Source organism: Vibrio iocasae, assembly GCF_042245395.1.
GTDB classification, from domain to species: Bacteria; Pseudomonadota; Gammaproteobacteria; order Enterobacterales; family Vibrionaceae; genus Vibrio; species Vibrio iocasae.
In genome coordinates this window covers 496,846-517,834 of sequence record NZ_CP145311.1, presented here as the reverse complement: position 1 = coordinate 517,834, position 20,989 = coordinate 496,846, and the positions used below count along the sequence as shown (strand labels likewise).

The window sequence follows — 20,989 nt, the reverse complement described above, 5'->3', positions numbered from 1 at the left end:
ATTTAAGTGATCTGAGTCACATTATTTTCTACTTAGAAGGGTAATCTGAAGTTAACCCATAAGGGATGCAACAGAGGAAAACTATATGAAAGTAAACATCACTGGCAAAAACATCGAGATCACCTCTGCAATCCGAGCTCATATTGAAGCGAAGTTCAAAAAACTAGAAAAGTGGCAAGTAGACATCATTAGCTGTAAGACAGCAATCAGCGAGGAACCCAATAAACAGAAGAAATTTGAAGCGAGCATTACCGTTCCGAAAGGCAAATTAAACGCTTCTTCTGTACATGACGATTTATACGCGGCGGTTACTGAAGTAGAACAGAAACTGGAGAGACAACTAAATAAGCTTATCCATAAGCCAGAAGCCCGACGCGCAACACATGCCGATAAACCAGAAGTCCCTGAAGTGGACGAGGCAGTATAAAAACAGATATCCTTTACGAAGCGCCTTCGGGCGCTATTTTTTTGCTTGACGGAACTTATCCCCTTGCTTATTGTGTTTACTCAACCAAGGAAAATGACTAAACATGCATAAATTCAACCTGTTCTTTTTTGACTTCTTTTTTCACTCCTAATCAGGAGGCTTAAGTCGTTTTAGGAAAAACAAGTCAAAAACGAACAGAAAGCCTCCCAAAGGGAGGCTTTTTTTATAAGGATAATTCACGATGACAGACAGTAAATACTCTCTCGATGAGATTCGACTTCGCTTAAATGAGCTTGATGACCAAGTACTTAGCTTACTCTCAGAGCGACGAGCACTGAGTATAGAAGTAGCAAAAAGTAAAATTGAGACATCCAAAGCGGTTCGCGATGCAAAAAGAGAGCAACAGCTGTTGGTCAAACTGATTGAGAATGGGAAAACTAAGTACGACTTAGATGCTCCTTACATAACTAAGCTTTACCACACCATCATTGAAGACTCTGTTTTATTACAGCAGTCCTATTTACAAAATCTGGCTAATCCTGAGTTAAGTCGCAAGCCAATTGCCCGAGTTGCTTATCTTGGAGCAAAAGGCTCTTACTCTCACCTTGCAAGTCGTGAGTATTTCAGCCGAAGAAACACCGAACTGGTAGAACTGAACTGTGAGCACTTTAAAGAAGTCACCAAGACCGTTGAATCCGGACATGCTGACTACGCTGTTTTGCCAATTGAAAATACCAGCTCGGGTTCTATTAACGCAGTATATGACTTGCTTCAACATACGACCTTGTACATTGTTGGTGAAATTACTCTGCCAATTGAGCACTGTATTCTGGCAAACTCAGAGGTTCACCTGGAAGATATCCATACCCTTTACTCTCACCCGCAGCCACATGAACAGTGCAGCGAGTTCCTGAGTCAGCTTAATGGTGTGACTCTTGAGTCTTGTGCCAGCACAGCAGATGCTATGCAGAAAGTGAAAGATATGGATAGCGATAAAGTAGCCGCTATTGGCAATGCAACCAGTGGTAAGCTTTATGGCTTACAGCCAATTCAAAGCAATATCGCAAACCAGACAGAGAACCACACTCGCTTTATCGTTGTCGCTCGTAAACCGGTTGAAGTTTCGACTCAAATTCCAGCGAAAACAACGCTGATTATGTCTACCTCACAAGAAGCCGGTTCACTGGTACAGACCTTACTTATTCTGCAAAAGTACGGTATCAATATGACGAAGCTGGAAAACCGTCCAATCATGGGGAACCCATGGGAGGAGATGTTCTACGTGGACTTACAGGCACACCTTGAATCTGAAGAAATGCAGAAATCGATAGCTGAACTTACCCGGATCACAACTCACTTGAAGGTTCTGGGCTGTTACCCAATCGAGAACGTAACACCAACTGAAGTTAAGGTAAGCTAAATGACGATGAAAAAGGTAATTGTAACTTCACTGAACCCGGCAAAGATTAAAGCGGTAGAAAGTGCGTTTGGTGAGGTATTTCCTGAACAGGAGTTTATCTTTGAAGGTGTTAGCGTACCAAGTGAAGTACCAGATCAACCTATTTCAAATGAAGAGACCAAGCAAGGCGCTCTCAATCGAGTTAAAAATGCCAAAGCTGTGATTCTGGATGCCGATTATTACGTAGGTATAGAGGCTGGTAATGAAGATAACATCACCTTTGCATGGATGGTTATTGAGTCTAAGGACAAACGAGGCGAATCTCGCTCTGCTAGCTTGATGCTTCCACCTGTCGTGATTGAAAAATTGCATGAAGGAAAAGAGCTTGGCGATGCTATGGACGAGGTGTATTCAACTGAAAACATTAAGCAAAAAGGTGGGGCTATCGGCTTACTCACAAACCACCTGCTTACTCGCAGTTCTGTTTACCATCAGGCCCTGATACTCGCCCTCATACCATTTATTAACTCTGAGCAGTTTCCTGCGAACATTTAAGCTTTAACAACTCAAAAGGGTAGCAAGCGCTACCCTTTATTATTTTCAGAGAGAAGCTGAAATAATGCATCCTTCTCTTCTTGTGTATGCCCTTTTAGCTCATTAGAGCCTCGGGTGATGGTTGCAACACCCACCCCAAGCATCTGACTAAGCTGACGTTGTGATACATCCCCTTTTAACAACTCATTCAGAATGTTCACTCTGGTTACCAGCGATTCCCTTTCATCGGGAGTCATCAGCATGGTCAGCAACATTTCATGTTGTCCTGATTCCGTTGCTTTCTGGACCAAATCCAATAACTGTTGCCAATCATTGTAGTCAGGCTTTGAAGACATAAACTAAGCTCAGTAGTTAATAATAATTCGCATTGTATACTTAACTGTGCTCAATTTGCGAGTTCCTGACTCAGTATTTTGTCAGTAACTCGTTTGGCCTCAAGAACTCACCCTTAACATTCATCAGGTCTCTGTAGTAGGTTTCAAACATCAATATGTTCTGAACGTATCCACGAGTTTCGTTAAATGGAATTGCTTCAATAAAGGCAAATACATCCAGGTTTCCATCTGATCTTTTGCGCCATGTCTTCACACGGTTTGGTCCTGCATTATAGGCAGCAAAAGCAAACACCCGATTATTATCATACTGATTTAAAAGGCTATTTAGATACTTACTACCAATCTCGATATTTTTCCCTACATCATAAAGCTGGCCTGCTCCCTGATAAGAAAGCTTATACTTGTTTGCTGTGTATTTTGCCGTTCTCGGCATTATCTGCATTATCCCTCTTGCACCCACAGGTGAACGGGCTTCTGCATCCAGCGCACTCTCCTGTCGAGCTACAGACATTAAGGTAATAGGATCTACTTTGTGTTTGTCACCATAAAAGTTAAACCACCATTGATGAGCAACCGGGAATCTGAGTGCGGTGTCGTCCCACATTTTCGCTTGTATGGTTGCCTTAACCGTTAAATGGTGCCAATCCTTGTTCGCAGCATAGACAGCGAGGGCTTTCTGTTCCTCTTTTCCAACCTGCCACAGAAGCCAGTTCCATTCGCTTTTTGCCGCCTGTATTTTATCTACATCAATCAGTTCGTTAATACGCAACAGGCTTACATTGTAAGGCTTCAGAATATCCGTACTGGTGTTCGTTTTTTGAGTCTTGTAGTAGACAGGTTTATCCAGCGACTTAGCGGCAGCTACGCTGTAAAAATTTCTCTGCCCCAGAAGGCTTTGCATCCGCTTAATGCCTTCTTCTCGCTGTCCTAACGCAAGCTCAGATCTTGCCTGCCAGTATTGCCAACGCATTGAGTCCTGACTGCTTTCTGGTAACACAGAAATCCAGTAAGCGATCATTGGCCAGTCTGCCTGACGAATAGAAAGACGCGCACGACTCTCTAGCGCTTTGACGTTGGTGCTCTTTGCAAGTACAGAGTCTCGCCAAACCGCCAAATAGTTTTCATCGGTATTCATCAACCTAACAGCAATATATTCAGAAACTTTCTGCGCCTGCTCAGGTTTAAAGTTTTGAGCATCAAGAACAATCGCCAAATTGCGTTGAGCCAGATTAGTGTCTTTTCGGGCAAGCTTCTTAAGTGCAATTTCAGATTGTCTTCGATTAAAGTCACTTGGTGGATACTTTTGTGAAAACTCAACGACGTAGCCTGGGTTCCTCGCAAGCTTTTTCATCTCTTTTGCCTGAAGACGACTCTTATTACTCTCTGTCATTTTGGCTAGATAGTTCACCATGTTATTGCTGCTGCTTTCAAAACTGAGCAACATACGGCGAAGCACCATATCGTCTGTGCGCAAACCTGCGTTTTTCCATGCATCAAACAATGGGGAACAATTATCAGACACACTCTTGCCACTTAGCCAAAGCTTCTCTGCACCTTTAAAGGCTTCCGAGGTATCTCCGTTTACGTATTTGGAGTAGTAGTAGCTACACTGATACTTCTCCATCTTAGGTTCGTAGGTTTGGTACTCATAGAACGTCTGCCACTTTTTCTTTTTGATTAACGCATCCAGATAAGCAGCTCTAACACGGTTTGAGAAAGGAAAAGAGTTGTGCTGCTCTACGAAAGCATTCACCTCTTCAGGAGTTCGGTTACCAATGCCAATCAAAAACGTCCTGTAGTCAACGTAAGGTGTAAGAGGATAATCCGCTATTTGATCACGGATCTCCATGTATTCATCTACCTGCTTTTTATCCAAATAGTCTTGAGCTTTTTGGTAAATAACTCGCTGCTGTGCAAGAGACGCTGGTGCCGAATAAGCACCAGAAGATATAGCCAATAATGGCAAAACAGCAGAAACAAGTTTTGCTAACCTTTGCATCTGTAATACTTCCAATTCTGTAGTTTGTGTAATCTCAATTACACTGTGCCGCAATCGTTTAACCTTCCAGAAAAACTAAAGCCGAAAACCATCAATTTAGATCAAAAGAAATTGCGGTATGTAAAACTAATGTTAGAAAGATTCTGCACTATGTTTCAAGTTAAATTGCGATTAATTTACACGGCTGTCTCATGTATATTTCTGCACCTTGTGGTTAAAGGGCCAGTTATATAAAATGCAGCTTTCCCTTTTCTGAATACAGGAACGATCGGCAATGGCTGAATACGTCTATACCATGTCGCGGGTGAGCAAAATTGTGCCACCTAAGCGTCAAATTCTTAAGGACATCTCTCTAAGCTTTTTCCCTGGCGCTAAAATCGGTGTTTTAGGCCTTAATGGTGCAGGTAAATCTACTCTTCTACGTATCATGGCTGGTATCGATACTGATATCGATGGTGAAGCACGCCCACAACCTGGACTCAATGTTGGCTACCTTCCACAGGAACCAAAACTAGACGAATCAAAGACAGTTCGTGAAGTGGTTGAAGAAGCTGTTGCCGATGTAGCTGACGCGCTAAAACGTCTGGACGCTGTTTATGCTGCTTATGCTGAAGCGGATGCGGACTTCGATGCTCTTGCAAAAGAGCAAGGCGAACTTGAAGCACTGATTCAGGCAAAAGACGGACACAACCTAGAAAACTCTCTAGAGCGCGCTGCTGATGCACTTCGTCTTCCTGAGTGGGATCAGAAAATCGAACACCTGTCTGGTGGTGAGCGTCGCCGTGTTGCGATCTGTCGTCTTCTTCTTGAGCAACCAGACATGCTGCTACTTGATGAACCAACCAACCACCTTGATGCAGAATCAGTAGCTTGGCTGGAACGCTTCCTTGTCGATTACACAGGTACTGTTGTGGCCATTACCCACGACCGTTACTTCCTTGATAACGCTGCTGGCTGGATTCTAGAACTTGACCGTGGTGAAGGTATTCCATGGGAAGGTAACTATACTTCATGGCTTGAGCAGAAAGATGCTCGTCTGAAGCAAGAAGCTGCACAAGAAAAAGCTCGCCAGAAAACCATCGAGAAAGAACTTGAGTGGGTTCGTCAGAATCCAAAAGGTCGTCAGGCGAAGTCAAAAGCACGTATGGCTCGATTTGAAGAACTTAACAACTCAGATCATCAGAAGCGTAATGAAACTAACGAACTGTTTATCCCGCCAGGTGAGCGTTTAGGTGATAAGGTTATTGAAGTAAACAACCTAACTAAGTCATTCGGTGACCGCGTACTTATTGATGACCTATCATTCACTATGCCTAAAGGTGCTATCGTAGGTATCATTGGTGCCAACGGTGCAGGTAAATCAACACTGTTCAAGATGCTAAGTGGCACTGAGCAGCCGGATTCTGGTTCTATTATTCTGGGTGACACAGTTAATCTGGCTTCTGTCGATCAGTTCCGTGACAGCATGGACGATAGTAAAACGGTATTCCAGGAGATCTCTGAAGGCGCGGATATCATTAAGATCAACAACTTCGAGATTCCTGCTCGTGCATACTGCTCACGCTTCAACTTTAAAGGTGTGGATCAGCAAAAAATTATCGGTGAGCTGTCTGGTGGTGAACGTAACCGTGTTCATCTGGCTAAGCTGCTTAAAGCTGGTGGTAACGTACTATTACTCGATGAACCAACCAACGACCTTGATGTAGAAACACTTCGTGCACTTGAAGAGGCACTACTTGAGTTCCCTGGTTGTGCAATGGTTATCTCGCACGACCGTTGGTTCCTGGACCGTATCGCGACTCATATTCTTGATTACCGCGATGAAGGTCAGGTGAACTTCTACGAGGGCAACTATACTGAGTATACAGAGTGGTTAAAACAGACTCTTGGCGCTCAGGCAGCTGAACCTCATCGTATTAAGTACAAGCGAATCGCTAAGTAACGCTTAATACCATTGTGAGAGCTGCTTTTATGGCAGCTCTTTTATTCCCGAAGTGAGAGCACTCCAGCAATTTGGTTACACCGCCATAAGTTAACCTTCTGTTTAGAATTAATTTGATGTAAATCTAGCTTAAGGCTATCAACGAAATTGTAAGTGAGGAATCATGAGTGAACGACGTCGATTTTCCAGAATCCTATATCAAGCTCCGGCAGAACTGCACCAAGGTACAGTAAAAGCCAAATGCACGATTAAGGACCTGTCGTTACACGGCCTGCTACTCTCTTCCCCTAGCGAACCGTTAGACAGTGATCGCCCGACTGATGTTTTCTTTCATATCCCTGAAAGTGACATTATCATTTCATTGCAAGCCGATATTGTTGAGTGCACAGACAAACTTATGCGAGTGAAGATTCAACATATCGATATAGACAGTATCAGCCACTTAAAACGTCTGGTTGAACTGAATGTTGGTGATGAACAGTTATTACACCGGGAAATCGAGCAACTTTCAGACCTGGAAACTAACTCTTAACCACTTTATATGTCCAAAATAACAATAACCATCCCTTCATCTGACGGGGATAAGCACTTTTTTGTTGGCAAAAAAGCCGTATTTACTCTATTAACAACGTTTTTGGTTTCGCCTCTGGTAGCCGGATACTTTATTTACCAGAACAACGTCCAGCAGACTCAAGCTCAAAACACATTCTCTGAGCTGATAGAGCGCATTGGTAATAAAGAACAAACTATCAGTGATAAAGAAAGCCATATCGCTAAACTGAACACGGATATTGAACAGTTATCCAGCGATAAACTTCACCTGAATCAGGAGTTAGAGGCCCGAAACAGTCAACTCCTTATCCTGAATAAACGCGTTTACGATGTTGAGAAAGTACTCGGTATTACTGAAGTAGAACAGGAAAACAACCTTGCCAACGCGGAAGAAAAGCCACTTGAAGAACGAGTAGATGCTGCAGCGGTAAACTCTGCCGTTCGAGCGACCATGTTCCGCTTAATTCCCAATGATACACCCCTAGCATACAACCGTGTTTCCTCTTCATTTGGTCGCAGATTAAACCCAATTACCAATAAAAGACATTTCCATACTGGCATCGACTTAACCTGCAAAAAAGGCGAACCAATTTATGCGCCTGCAGATGGGGTGGTGGAAACGGTACGCCCAAGCAAAAAGGGATTTGGTAACTTCCTGATTGTCAGACACTCTTTTGGATTTTCAACTTCTTATGCTCACCTGAAAGGTTTTAAAGCAAAGAAAGGGCAATTTGTCACCAAGGGAGAGGAAATCGCGACATGCGGAAACTCTGGTAACTCTACTGGTTCACACCTTCATTATGAGGTTAGATTCCTTGGTCGATACCTAAACCCTAAAACAATGATGAATTGGACTCCAGAAAACTTCGATACAGTTTTCAAGGAAAAGAAGGTGAAATGGGCAAGCCTTGTGGATGTCATTGATAACGTTGTTCGACTTCAGGTAAACCTGACAAACAACCCTTACATAGACACTTCGATTAGTACTGCAAGCTCAACTGAGATAGAAGAAGAGTCTAAAGCTCAGTAAGAAGTAAAACGTTCATTCCCACGAGCTCAAGTACCGTGGGAATGAACTAACAATCAAACTATGAGCCAGTTTGTTCCAACTCTTCAGCTATGACCTTTTTAGCATCCTTTTTATTTCTTCCTAACATCAACAAACACGGCGTAAGAACAAGCGTCAGCATAGTGGCAAATGCCAGTCCACCAGCGACTGCTGTTGCCAGCTGTGACCACCACTGAGTACTCGGAGCACCGAACTCAATCTTCTGATTCATTAAGTCGATATTCATTTCCAATACCATTGGTAACAATCCGAGAATGGTCGTTACTGTCGTAAGTAAAACCGGGCGCAGACGCTGAACACCCGTTCTCAATATCGCTTCTTCCTTGCTAAAGCCACGTTTTAATAGCTGGTTAAAGGTATCGATAAGAACAATATTGTTATTCACTACAATACCGGCAAGAGAGATAACACCAATGCCCGACATAACAATACCAAATGGTTTCTGGAATATAAGTAAACCGGCAAAGACACCTACGGTAGAAAACAGAACGGCACTCAGGATCAGGAAAGCCTGATAGAAACTATTAAACTGAGTAATCAATATTAATCCCATTACCGCGAGTGCAACTATGAAGGCATTGCCAAGGAAAGCTGAAGATTTATCCTGATCTTCATTTTTTCCTCTTAGGGTGAAATCTATACCTTTTAAACCCAAAGCTTTTAGCTCTTCATCAACTTTAGGCAGTTCCAGTGCGAGGTTATAACCCTCCTTCATGTCTGCCATGACCTGAATTACACGCTTTCCATCAATGCGGTGTATGGTATCTTGCTTAGGTTCAGGTTTGATTGTCGCAAAGTTTGTAATCGGTACTAAACCAGCTGGCGTCTTGACTCTAAGCTCATCAAAGCGACCAATATCCCTTTGTTCTGCCGGGAATCGTACCAATATATCTACTTCTTCATTGGCATCATCTGGTAAGTAATCACCAATCTTCAAACCATTAGTAACAAACTGAACGGTGTTTCCAACAAGAGTCGCGTCGGCCCCAAATCGGCCTGCATCATCTCGTTTAATATCAATTTGCCAGTCAATTCCCGGTTTGCTTGAGTTGTCACTCAAGTTGGTGAATGCGGGGTAGCTGTCAGCCCAATGACGTACATATTTAGCTGCACTATCAAGCTTGCTCGCATCTCGTGCCGATAACTCAATGATGAGATCATGCTCTATTGGTGGACCAGCTTCTGGTTTCTTAAACTCAATTTCAACGCCAGCAAAACCATCAAGCTTCTGATGTAGCTCATCAATGATCTCTTTTACAGAGCGACGATATTGCCAATCTACAGGTGTTACCTGAATTTGACCGATAGAGTCATCTCCACCAGTTCGGGTGTAAACACTTTCAAACTCCTCACCACCCAAAACCACAGACTCAATATCACGCATGATCACGTCTTTCTCATTGATAGAGAGATCACCGTAAGATCGAACTTTAATAGTGAAAGATGGTGGATCGACTTCTGGGAAGAATTCCATTCCCAATCCAGCTTTAACATAAGCAAATCCAACACCTGCAGCGAGCAGCACAGCTGCAATAAAGATCTTTAATGGGTGTTTAATGGCAAAAGAGAGTGTCAGGAAGTAAAACTTAGTTACGCCTGTTGCCTTTGAAAAGTCTCCATCATGCAGAGCGACCATCTCTGCTCTGTACTCTGGTTTTATATACTGCTCTTTACCAATCAGGCTCCCCAATACAGGTACAAATATCAATGCCATGATCAAAGATGCACTTAAGGTCGCAATCAGAGTCATGGGAAGATATTTCATGAACTCACCCGTCGTATCTGGCCAGAACAACAGCGGGGCAAACGCCGCTAACGTCGTTGCGGTAGAAGCGGTAATTGGCCAGGCCATTCGTTTTGCTGCGTCTTGATAAGCCTGACGTCTCCCCATACCTTCATGCATTCGCCTGTCTGCGAACTCGGTAACAACGATGGCACCATCAACCAGCATACCTACAGCCATGATCAGTGCAAAGAGGACGATAATATTGACCGTTAAACCAAATATCGCCAAAACCAACAGTCCAGTAAGGAATGAGCCAGGGATTGAAACACCGACCAATAAAGCAGTCCTGACACCCAATATAGCGATGATTACGATAACAACCAGAATAATCGCTGAAAGGATATTGTTCTGGAGATCGTTAAGCATCATTTTAACGTCTTCAGATTCATCCCAGGTGTACTCAACCAACAAGTTATTTGGCCACTCTTCTCTCTCCTGAGCTGCCGCAATTACCGTTCTGACTAATTCAACGGTTTCGATGATGTTTTCACCTGCACGCTTCTTAACATCAAGCACGACTGCAGATTCACCATCTAATCTTGCATAACTTTCAGGGTCTCTGAACGAACGTCTAACCGTAGCGATATCACCGAAAGTAATGACTTGCTTACCATCTACCTTAATAGGCATTTCAAGCACATCTTTCAGCGATTCAAATACAGAAGGTACCTTAACGGAAAATCGTCCATATCCCGTATCAACAAATCCCGCAGCGACGACGCGATTGTTTAGAGATATAAGATTATAAATATCCCCTTGATCCAAGTTGTAGCTTTCCATCAAAAGCGGATCAACCAGAATCTCGACAATGTCTTCCCTATCACCCGCGATATCGACTTCCAGTACCTGTTTGTAACCTTCAAGTTTGTCTCTCAACTCTCTGGCTAGCTGTACAATTGTTCTTTCCGGTACAGTACCGTATAAAACCACAGAAAGTACGGGTTGGAATGAAGCAAGCGTCACTTCATGAACGGAAGGTTCATCACTATCGGCTGGTAGTTTAGGTTTTGCCTGATCGACTGCATCCCGAACATCAGCCATAGCCTTATCTAGGTCGATACCAACATTGAATTCCAGAGTGACAGAAGCATGACCTTCTGAAGCCGTAGAGGACATCTCCTTAACGCCTTCGATAGACCGTAACTCTTGTTCAATCGGGCGAACCAGAAGACGCTCAGCATCTCCGGGAGAGATCCCTTCATGTCCAACGCTGACATAGATAACAGGAATCGTAATATCTGGGCTAGATTCTTTAGGAATCGCAATGTAAGTAAGTGCACCTGCTACCAAAATAAGTAGCAAGAGCGTCATCATGGTTCTTGAGCGCGAAAGAGCAGCGTCAATAATCGCAAACATATCTGCCTCCGCCCTTACTGGTTTACTGTGTCACGTTTTACCGCAATAACCGAGTCACCATCACGAACAAAGCCTTGTCCTACAGTAATGATGTCAACCGATTCGTCAAACCCAGATAGCCAGACGCCGTCTTGCTCTGCTTTGACTAGTTGAATAGGTACAAAATGAACGATTCCTTCTTCAAGGGTTTTGACTCCTAAGTTACCAGCCTCATCCAACGCAAGCATTGCCGGTGTCACTTTGATCGCTGTTGTTGTCTCAAGCTCCAGTTCAACCTCAGCACTAATACCAGCAGGTACTTTGCCATCAATATTTTCTATTTCGATTTCAATAGGGAAGGTGTTGGTTGACGCAGAAGATACACGGGAAATGTATCGAAGTGTGCCTGTAACCACATCACCATTAATCAGTCGGATGCGGGCTTCCTGGTTCATTTTCAGATCCTGAACATGGCGCTCGCTCACATCCGCTTCAATAACCAACTTTTTCAGGTCAATAAATGCAGCAACAGGATCACCCACACTAATAAAGTCACCTAAATCAACGTGAATATCATCAACAATGCCGTCAAAAGGTGCTTTTACCAAAGAGTTGCGTAACGCAGTTTGAGCATCTTTTACTGCTGCTTTTGCTTCTATAAGAGCGGACTGCGCTTGAGTATAAGCAACTTCACCCTGAAGTCCTCTGCTCTTGAGCGACTGAGCCGCTTTGTACTCTTTCTCTCTGAGCTTCAGTGAAGCTTTAGCTCGCTCAAGCTGTGTTTCCAGCGTCACTTTATCGATTTGGACAATCCCCTGCCCTTTTTTAACAAAGTCACCTTTCTTGACAATGAGCTGGGTGATTTTACCGGCAACCTCTGCACCTAACTTGGCTTGACGATCGGGAGCGGTCCTACCATAAAGATCGACCTTTTTTGCGGTCGCCTTAGATTGAAAAGTTTCATACACCACTTTCGCCAAAGGTGCATCGATATGTTCTTTCTTAGCTTTCTCTTTTGAGTTTTCTTCAGCCTTAAGCATCCCCGTTCCTAACCAGGAAGAGAGTGCAACAATAATGACTAATGAGATAAGCCAGGGACGATGTGAGAAAAAGGCCAGCGGCCGGATTCGTGGCATAACTAAATCCTTATAATTATATAAAAGGCCTTGCATAACAATAAGTAACGCAAGGCCTTAATTTTAACTTAACTAATCAATCAATGACGTATTAAGTGCCACATTTCTCAACTATAAGTTAGACACTAAAAGATGCACCGCACCCACATGTTGTTGTGGCATTGGGGTTATTCACAAAAAAGCGAGATCCCTCTAAACCTTCGGTATAGTCAACAACACCGCCAACAAGGTATTGCAAACTCATTGGATCCACGACAAGTGTTACTCCACTGTTTACTACCGTCATATCGCCATCATTGACTTTTTCGTCAAATGTAAAGCCATACTGGAAGCCGCTACAACCGCCACCAGTAATATAAACTCTTAGTTTCAGTTCTGGATTATCTTCTTCTGCAATTAATGTTTTTACTCGTAATGCAGCAGCATCAGAAAATGTAATTGGTACGTTTACTTCGCTCACAAGGGCCTCTCTAAAATTGCTGTGCGGACAGAATCATTATTATTTATTTGCGCACGTATTCTCGATGATTATCTAATACCTGAGTGAATCGTTCAAGTATTCCTACCACCAATTAATAAGTATCACATGTTTTATCTCTCTTTTTTAGACATTTAGGTAAAAAACATCAGCCCACTTAATGCAAAAAAACAAGCACTGGTTACAATGCTTTTACTTGGTCCAGGTAACATAATGAGGATGATTTAATGACCAAATCAGCGGAACTCTATCAAAAGGCTCAGGAAAAAATTCCAGGCGGTGTTAACTCGCCGGTGAGGGCGTTTAATGGTGTTGGTGGTTCACCAATATTTGTCGAAAAAGCCGATGGCCCTTTGATTACAGATGCCGATGGTAAAGAGTACATTGACTATGTTGGCTCTTGGGGTCCAATGATCCTTGGCCATAACCATCCAGCTATTCGTGATGCTGTAATCGAAGCTGCACACCGCGGGCTTAGCTTCGGTGCACCAACAGCAATGGAAATTGAAATGGCTGAACTGGTTTCTGAGCTTGTACCTTCGATGGAACAAGTTCGTATGGTGAGCTCAGGTACTGAAGCAACCATGAGTGCTATCCGCCTTGCTCGTGGCTTTACCGGCCGCGATAAACTACTGAAGTTTGAAGGTTGCTACCACGGCCACGCAGATAGCTTGCTTGTTAAAGCCGGTTCTGGTGCGCTAACACTTGGTCAGCCAAGCTCTCCGGGTGTACCTGCCGACTTTGCTAAGCACACGCTTACAGCAACATTTAATGACCTAGAATCAGTAAGAGCGCTGTTCCAGGCAAACAAAGATGACATCGCATGTATCATCGTAGAGCCAGTTGCAGGCAACATGAACTGCATTCCACCAGTTGAAGGTTTCCTGGAAGGTCTACGCGAAATCTGTGATCAGGAAGGTGCACTGCTTATCTTTGATGAAGTAATGACAGGTTTCCGTGTCGCTCAAGGTTGTGCTCAGGCTTACTACAACATCAAACCAGACCTGACTACCCTAGGTAAAGTCATTGGTGGCGGTATGCCAGTAGGTGCTTTCGGTGGTCGCAAAGATGTTATGCAATATATCGCGCCAACGGGCCCTGTTTATCAGGCTGGTACACTTTCTGGTAACCCAATCGCAATGGCGGCTGGTTTCGCATGCCTGAACGAACTGAAAAAAGAAGGTAATGAAGCTCGCCTGGCAGAGGTAACTAAGAAGCTGGCAAATGGCTTTAAAGCTTGTGCAGACAAACACAACATCCCTCTACTTGTTAGTCAGGTAGGCGGTATGTTTGGTTTCTTCTTCACTGAGCAAGATAAAGTGACAACTTTTGCTGAAGTCAGTCAGTGTGATATCGAACGCTTCAAGAAGTTCTTCCACTACATGCTCGAAGAAGGTGTGTACCTTGCACCGTCTGCATTTGAAGCAAGCTTTACTTCTCTTGCTCACACCGATGAGCATATAGAGAAGACACTAGAAGCAGCCGACAAGTGTTTTGCTAAGCTAGCGGCTGACTAAATAAACTGTTCTTGTCTGTCGTGTGTACTCGATGGAACTAACATGCTATCGCAATGAGCTTCGCTGTGGTGCGTTGCTCATCAAAAAGCGGTTAGTGGAATCGAGTATACTCGACGGGCAAGCTAGTTGAATCCGGATACACCACAACTACTGCCAATTAAAGATCACCAACAAAACCAATGTACCGAGTAGCACTTTAAACCACGGAACATTGCTCAAACTAAATCCCTTTCTTTCAGCTTTGGTGTCACAACACCCTTTTTCATTGTTACAACACCCCATAACTTCTCCCAAAATTTATGACAATCATTTGATAACGTCTTGAATTGCAGCCATCATACTGAAACCATGATGAGCTAACACGCACTATGTAATCTTACAAAAGACAGAAAAGGAACACCGTGTGTCAGATAAACTAAAAGTCTCTTCCAGCCACTGGGTTTTAATTGTTGCCCTATTAATAGCAGGATACGCCTGTTATCTGCTGGTTCAACCCTATGTTAACTCCATTGTAATGGCGTTTATCATTTCAATGCTTATGTTCCCGATACACGAGTGGATTCAGAAAAAGATGCCAAAGCATAAAAACTTCGCGTCATTTCTGTCATGTCTTGTTTTAACTTTTATCATTGTTATTCCATTACTTACTGTGTTTGGAGCGATTGTTCAGCAAGGCTCCGTGGCATCCCAAAGCGTATATCAATGGGTCACGGATGGCGGAGTACAGAAGTTCTTTGACCTCCCATGGGTCGTCAAGCTTTTCGCATTTGCTAATGAGTACCTCCCATTTGATGAGCTCAACCCTCAAAATATCGCACAAAAAATTGGCCAGTTTGCAACATCATTTGGTACAAACCTGGTATCAATCAGCGCCAAAATACTGGGAGATGCAACAAACTTTTTGATGGATTTCTTTCTGATGTTGTTTGTTCTGTTCTTCCTGTTAAGAGACAAAGAGAAGATCATCGTTGCTCTTCGACACGTCCTTCCTCTTTCAAGAAGTCAGGAAGACAAATTGCTAGATGAGGTTGAAAAAGTATCTAAATCAGCTGTTTTGGGTTCATTCCTCACTGCAATCGCTCAGGGGATTGCAGGTGGCGTCGGTATGTGGATTGTTGGTTTCCCAGGACTGTTCTGGGGAACAATGTTCGGCTTTGCATCATTTATCCCCGTGGTAGGAACCGCACTTATCTGGATTCCTGCAACCCTGTATCTTCTCATCACAGGTGATGTGAATTGGGGTATTTTCTTAGCGGTATGGAGTGCTGTCGTTGTCGGTTCTATCGATAACGTGTTGCGACCACTATTAATGCAGGGAAGCGCAGGTATGAACACCCTAATGATATTCTTCTCGCTGCTTGGTGGTATTCAGCTATTTGGACTAATAGGACTGATCTATGGGCCACTTATTTTTGCTATCACCATTGTACTATTTAACATCTACGAAGAAGAGTTCCACGGATTCCTCAGGGATCAGGACAATAGTTAGATTAGTTTAGCAACCAGATATAAACCACTTCATGAGTTGGGCAGATTGTGCGAAAATCTGCCCACTTTTTTTATCAGAGACGAATCATGTCCACGTATATTGCACCAAGCCAAATAGCACAGCGCCAACTTGCTTACTTTGAAGGTAAAAATGTTCTGGTTGCTGGCGAAGCTGAAGATCTCTTCCCGGTTGAACTGGCAAAGCACTGCGAATCAGTCACTGTTTTTACAACTAACTATGGATATTTCAGACAGTTAGAAAACTACTCTGATATCAAACGCATCTTCGATGTCGAGCTTACAGAAGAGACTGGTGCAGACATGATTCTGCTTTATTGGCCAAAAGCCAAAGCAGAAGCAGACTATCTGCTAAAAATGTTAATTAACAAGCTTGGCACCGATACAGAAATCTGCGTCGTTGGCGAAAATCGCTCTGGTGTAAAAAGCATCGAAAAAATGTTTAAACCCTATGGACCAATCAATAAATTCGATTCTGCACGTCGCTGCTCGTTTTATTGGGGACAAGCGACTAATGAATCACCAGAGTTCAACCTTTCTGACTGGTTTAAGACCTATACACTTAATGTTGCCGATAGTGAGCTTACTGTAAAAAGCCTACCCGGAGTTTTTAGTCACGGTGAGTTAGATGTAGGTAGTCAGTTGCTGATTGACTCGCTGCCATCGCTGAAAGGAAAAGTGCTCGACTTTGGTTGTGGTGCTGGCGTATTAGGTGCTGTTATCGCATCAAAAAACCCAGAGGTAGAACTGGAAATGTGTGATATCAGCGCATTTGCAATCGCTTCCAGCAAAGAAACACTCAAAGCGAATGGTTTGACAGGTCATGTTTTTGCCTCTGATATCTACTCTGATACTGGCAAAGACTACAACTTTATAATCAGTAACCCGCCTTTCCATGCAGGCCTCGATACCAGTTATACGGCTGCCGAGACGTTGTTAGAGAAAGCACCTTCACATATGAAAAAGAACGGTGAACTCTACATAGTTGCAAATAGTTTTCTCAAGTATCAGCCCATTATACAGAACACCTTCTCTAATTACGCGACGATAAATAAGACAAAAAAGTTCGCTATTTATCATGCTGAAAGATAAAAAATAACGACTCACCAATCGTTTTAAGCATACCAAGGCCAGAAAAATCGTATTTCTGGCCGTTTTTTGCGCTACCCTCCACGGAACCAACAAAACTTTCTTGTTGAAACAAAATAAGGTAGTACATTTAAAGCATTCCTTAGATATATGCGCAGAAGAATGCTGAAAAAACAGAAACACATTTTATTCAATCGTCTCCGCAACACCTTAATGGTGGCATTTTTAATCCTTAGCCTTGTTCCCCTGACCGTTATCGCCTTGTTTTTTCTGAACTCTCATAGTCAGGATTTACAAGAGCAAAGCCACTCCTATCTGATATCAGTCAGAGAAACTAAAAGGCAACAAATACAAGACTATATCGATGCTAAAGAGTCGGAAGTTATGGGCTTTGTACGCTCGGAATTAGCCTATGCCAGCGGGGGGCGATTTTATGGCCTTGTAAATGCGTTCCGAAGTTTGGGCGCAGATATTGAGAGCGCTCGCAATAATGCTCAATCAAGATATGTCGAAGGTTCAGGTAATCAAATTGCCAATCCTGTAACCAGAAATTCAGATAATTATACCGGTAGTGAACGCTATAGACTGCTGCATAAACGTTATCACTGGGCATTTATTGAGTTGTTAAAAAGGTCGGATTTTGACGACATTCTTCTTGTGGACATGGAAGGAAACGTCACCTACTCGGTTCGAAAAAATGCCTATTACGGAACAAACCTACTGGATGGCAAGTTTAAGAGCTCCAATCTTGGAAAGACCTTTTTCAACATAAGACAAACTCTTGGAACAGAGCAAAATGAGCCTGAAGATCATATCCCGGTTGCCATGTCAGACTTTGTTAAAAACGATGATACGAGTTATGCCTGGTTCGCAGCCCCTATCGTGCAACAAGGCTTTCTGCATAGCTACGCGTTACTGCGACTACCTATTGAAGGCATTACCCAGCTCGTAGAAGATGACAATACATCTGCTGAAATTCTCGTAGCAGGCCCGGATCTGACGCCTCGGTCTCAGCACCTAACTCAAGATGTCATTGATAACCATGCGAGTATCCTGCGCTCTGCTATCGAAGGAAATACTGAGGTAAAAACATACGAAAATCAGGATGGTCAAAAAATCATTGCTGCGCTGACACCTATACCGATGAAAGGTACGCACTGGGCTATCTCTGTTCAGTTGTCTGAGGATGAAGCGCACGCTCGTATCCATCAACTAGAGAAAGTATTTATTCTGGCGATGCTACTGGCTTCTGCTCTTGTCATTATTGCGTCCCATATTTTTTCTAACTTCATTACTGCACCTTTACTGAGACTCACATGGGCAGCCGAGAAAGTCTCTGCCGGTGATTGGGATGAGCCAGTAATCAACACCGACAGAAGTGATGAAATAGGAAGGCTGGCGGTAAGCTTCGAAAGGATGCAACGCTCTATCCGGGAAAAAATACTCACTATACGAAAACAAAATAAGGAGCTGGAAGAAAACCTCAAAGTCATTCAGCAGCAAAACAATGAACTACAGCTCGCTGATAAATTAAAAGATGAATTTCTGGCCACAACCTCTCACGAACTCAGAACACCACTTCACGGTATGATAGGCATTGCTGAAGCTCTTAGCGCTGGTGCCAGTGGATCTGTTCCTGCAAACCAAAAATACCAACTCGACATCATAATAAACAGCGGTCAAAGACTGGCAAACCTTGTCGATGACCTTCTGGATTATCACAAAATGCGCTATGGCAGCCTAGAGATTAGCCATAAAGCAACCGATCTGTTCCACGCTACCAGCATTGTGTTACAGCTTTCAACGCACCTGATAGGTAAGAAACGAATTCGGATCATCAACCAACTCCCGATTGAATTACCACCGGTGGTTGCAGATCCGCAGCGTTTGGAACAGGTTCTATACAATTTAGTCGGGAACGCTATTAAGTATACCGATGAAGGTAAAATCGTTATTTCCGCTGAAACACTAGAACATCAGATGCGTATCCAGATAGTAGATACCGGCCAGGGAATCCCTGCTGAATATTTAGAACACATCTTCGAGCCACTAGTTCAAGCGGGAGGAAAGAGTGCGAGCTATAAACAAGGCGCTGGTCTTGGTCTTTCTATCAGTCGCCAGTTAATCGAACTCATGGGTGGTTCACTTTATGTGAGCAGTCAGCCGGAAGTAGGTACAACGTTTAGCTTTACACTGCCGCTCGCCGGAGAAAACGTGATACCAAACGAGTCAGAAGAGGCTCAGCTTCATTATCAACTTCCTTCTGTACAAGCATTACCAGATACACCTTCTGATATTGTTCAGGAAAACTTCGATGGTCCTTTGGTTATCGCTGCTGACGATGAGCCGGTAAACCTGAGTGTTTTAAAGAACTTCTTGGCATTAGAAGGATTTCGGGTAAAAACAGCAACCAAAGGGACTGAGGTGCTTCAGCTAGTCGATGAAGAAAAACCAGACATAGTATTACTGGATATTATGATGCCCGGCCTTAATGGATATGAAGTATGCCGTTCAATAAGAACTGAATACAGTCATACTGAACTGCCAATAGTCATGTTAACGGCCCTCAATCAGGCAGAAGACCGAATTGAAGGGTTTAAGTCGGGAGCCAATGATTACCTTAGCAAGCCATTCAATCGTCTGGAACTCGCAGCGAGAATTCATGTTCATATTTCAGCGAGCCAAACAGAGCAAGAAAAACAGAGAAACCATCAGCTTAAACTAGAAATTGAGAAAAGAACGAAGGCAGAAAATGAGTTACTTGCAACGCAAAAGCGCCTGATAGAGCAACTCGATGGTGCTCCAGAAGCGATCCTTTGTCTTCAGGACGAGCAAGAAATCCGGTTTGCCAATGAAGCTGCGTCTGTCTTATTCCGCAGAACAGCAGAACAACTCAAGCGCTCAAATGCTGAAGAAGTTATCGCGACAAAGTATCTCAATTCGAGCCAGGAGCACTACTGTGGTGATATTGAGATATTTTCAGGTACACAGCGTCTTCATGTTTCAGGAGATATAATCAGGCTTCCGAAAAGTTCAGGCATCAGCACCATGTTTATTTTTGATATCGACGGAGAGGTGAATACGCATCGAGTACGCAAGCTCGAAACCGCTGTAGAGGCACTATCCAGTTACGCCTTTGAAGGTGGTTCAGATAATCTGGATAAACTCAAACAACTCGGTGACGAGTTTAAAGGCATTGCAGACAAAGCCACTGGTAACACGAAAGACAAACAGACTCTCATTAGAGAAACGCTCGTTGCTGCAATGACCACAGCTTTGTCGTACTGGGAACATACAACAGGAAAAACCAAGTTCAACTTTGCTGAAGAGAGTGGTTTATGGAAGGTTTACCTCGACCGCAGTACTCTTCAGACAAGAACACTGGATAAGTACCTAAGAGTGGAAACCGTACCTAAAACACCTCGATGGCGAACTGTCCTTAGCTCTATCGATTTTATTCTGGAACATTGCCATGAAGAGAGCGGACAAAGGAAAGAGCTAGAGCAGATTAAGCAGCGTTTAAATCGTTTGGTGACATCGTAAACACGATACACCCCTTCAAACTCAATGAGCCTTACTGACCTTAGTAAGGCTTTTTTTGTGCTCTTACAATCGCTCTGAGAATCAAATTTCGCAATAAAAAACAAGCTATCTCACTCCGTTAAAACACTTACTGAAATAGCATTTCCTATGCTCTCCATTAGCGTTCTGGTTAATAATTTACCAATATTGGGATGTAAATCACGACGAATCGTCAGATTTAATTGCCGGTTAAAAATAACATTTCAACAAGTGAGGTGATCAATATCACCATTATTAACTCCACTACTAATACACCCATAAAGATAAGCAAAGTGCGATAGT

General features: G+C 43.3%; 15 protein-coding genes and 1 other annotated feature. Of the genes, 10 read left to right on the top strand and 5 right to left on the bottom strand.

The window, feature by feature from the left end; translation table 11 throughout:
* Window positions 1-85: 85 nt before the first annotated feature.
* The 3 genes from hpf (at window position 86) to yjjX (ending at window position 2,381) form a co-directional block, all read left to right on the top strand.
* Window positions 86-427 carry a ribosome hibernation-promoting factor, HPF/YfiA family gene (gene hpf, locus SNR28_RS11940; protein ID WP_375752682.1) on the top strand — a complete coding sequence of 114 codons (342 nt, stop codon included), beginning with the start codon at window positions 86-88 and terminating at the stop codon, window positions 425-427.
* Window positions 428-532: 105 nt separating this feature from the next.
* Window positions 533-654, top strand: a sequence feature (Phe leader region).
* Between the two features lie 14 nt (window positions 655-668).
* Entirely contained in the window at window positions 669-1,847 is a 1,179-nt protein-coding gene (gene pheA, locus SNR28_RS11935) for a prephenate dehydratase (protein ID WP_375752680.1), read from the top strand.
* Window positions 1,848-2,381, top strand: a complete 534-nt coding sequence (yjjX, locus tag SNR28_RS11930) for an inosine/xanthosine triphosphatase (protein WP_375752679.1) — start codon at window positions 1,848-1,850, stop codon at window positions 2,379-2,381.
* Window positions 2,382-2,410: 29 nt separating this feature from the next.
* Here the strand turns inward: yjjX and trpR are convergent, their stop codons facing one another.
* Together trpR and SNR28_RS11920 are read right to left on the bottom strand one after the other, a co-directional pair.
* The gene (gene trpR / locus SNR28_RS11925) at window positions 2,411-2,716 is read right to left on the bottom strand and encodes a trp operon repressor (protein WP_375752678.1); all 306 of its coding nucleotides are present in this window, start codon (window positions 2,714-2,716) and stop codon (window positions 2,411-2,413) included.
* 70 nt (window positions 2,717-2,786) lie between these two features.
* Window positions 2,787-4,715, bottom strand: a complete 1,929-nt coding sequence (locus SNR28_RS11920) for a transglycosylase SLT domain-containing protein (RefSeq protein WP_375752677.1) — start codon at window positions 4,713-4,715, stop codon at window positions 2,787-2,789.
* A gap of 274 nt (window positions 4,716-4,989) precedes the next feature.
* Between SNR28_RS11920 and ettA the strand changes: the two genes are divergently transcribed.
* From ettA to SNR28_RS11905, 3 genes are all read left to right on the top strand, one after another.
* Window positions 4,990-6,657, top strand: a complete 1,668-nt coding sequence (gene ettA / locus SNR28_RS11915; protein WP_375752675.1) for an energy-dependent translational throttle protein EttA — start codon at window positions 4,990-4,992, stop codon at window positions 6,655-6,657.
* A 163-nt stretch (window positions 6,658-6,820) separates the two neighbouring features.
* Window positions 6,821-7,189, top strand: coding sequence for a PilZ domain-containing protein (locus tag SNR28_RS11910; RefSeq protein ID WP_375752673.1), 369 nt, complete (start codon window positions 6,821-6,823; stop codon window positions 7,187-7,189).
* 9 nt (window positions 7,190-7,198) lie between these two features.
* Window positions 7,199-8,239 carry a peptidoglycan DD-metalloendopeptidase family protein gene (locus SNR28_RS11905; protein WP_375752672.1) on the top strand — a complete coding sequence of 347 codons (1,041 nt, stop codon included), beginning with the start codon at window positions 7,199-7,201 and terminating at the stop codon, window positions 8,237-8,239.
* Window positions 8,240-8,297: 58 nt separating this feature from the next.
* Here SNR28_RS11905 and SNR28_RS11900 read toward each other — a convergent pair whose 3' ends face one another.
* The 3 genes from SNR28_RS11900 to erpA all read right to left on the bottom strand — a co-directional run bounded on the left by SNR28_RS11900 (window position 8,298) and on the right by erpA (window position 12,995).
* Window positions 8,298-11,420: an efflux RND transporter permease subunit gene (locus SNR28_RS11900; protein ID WP_375752670.1), complete on the bottom strand. Its 3,123-nt coding sequence runs from the start codon at window positions 11,418-11,420 to the stop codon at window positions 8,298-8,300.
* Window positions 11,421-11,434: 14 nt separating this feature from the next.
* Entirely contained in the window at window positions 11,435-12,535 is a 1,101-nt protein-coding gene (locus SNR28_RS11895; RefSeq protein WP_375752668.1) for an efflux RND transporter periplasmic adaptor subunit, read from the bottom strand.
* Between the two features lie 118 nt (window positions 12,536-12,653).
* Window positions 12,654-12,995, bottom strand: a complete 342-nt coding sequence (gene erpA, locus SNR28_RS11890) for an iron-sulfur cluster insertion protein ErpA (protein ID WP_375752666.1) — start codon at window positions 12,993-12,995, stop codon at window positions 12,654-12,656.
* 245 nt (window positions 12,996-13,240) lie between these two features.
* On the opposite strand from erpA, the gene hemL reads away from it, so the two are divergent.
* The 4 genes from hemL to SNR28_RS11870 all read left to right on the top strand — a co-directional run bounded on the left by hemL (window position 13,241) and on the right by SNR28_RS11870 (window position 20,668).
* On the top strand, window positions 13,241-14,530 hold the full coding sequence (hemL, locus tag SNR28_RS11885) for a glutamate-1-semialdehyde 2,1-aminomutase (protein WP_375752665.1): 1,290 nt from the start codon (window positions 13,241-13,243) through the stop codon (window positions 14,528-14,530).
* Between the two features lie 403 nt (window positions 14,531-14,933).
* A complete protein-coding gene (locus SNR28_RS11880) occupies window positions 14,934-16,019 on the top strand; it encodes an AI-2E family transporter (RefSeq protein ID WP_375752663.1) in 1,086 nt (361 codons plus the stop codon).
* 86 nt (window positions 16,020-16,105) lie between these two features.
* The gene (gene rsmC / locus SNR28_RS11875) at window positions 16,106-17,128 is read left to right on the top strand and encodes a 16S rRNA (guanine(1207)-N(2))-methyltransferase RsmC (protein WP_375752661.1); all 1,023 of its coding nucleotides are present in this window, start codon (window positions 16,106-16,108) and stop codon (window positions 17,126-17,128) included.
* Window positions 17,129-17,275: 147 nt separating this feature from the next.
* Window positions 17,276-20,668 carry a response regulator gene (locus SNR28_RS11870; RefSeq protein ID WP_375752659.1) on the top strand — a complete coding sequence of 1,131 codons (3,393 nt, stop codon included), beginning with the start codon at window positions 17,276-17,278 and terminating at the stop codon, window positions 20,666-20,668.
* Window positions 20,669-20,989: the final 321 nt, after the last annotated feature.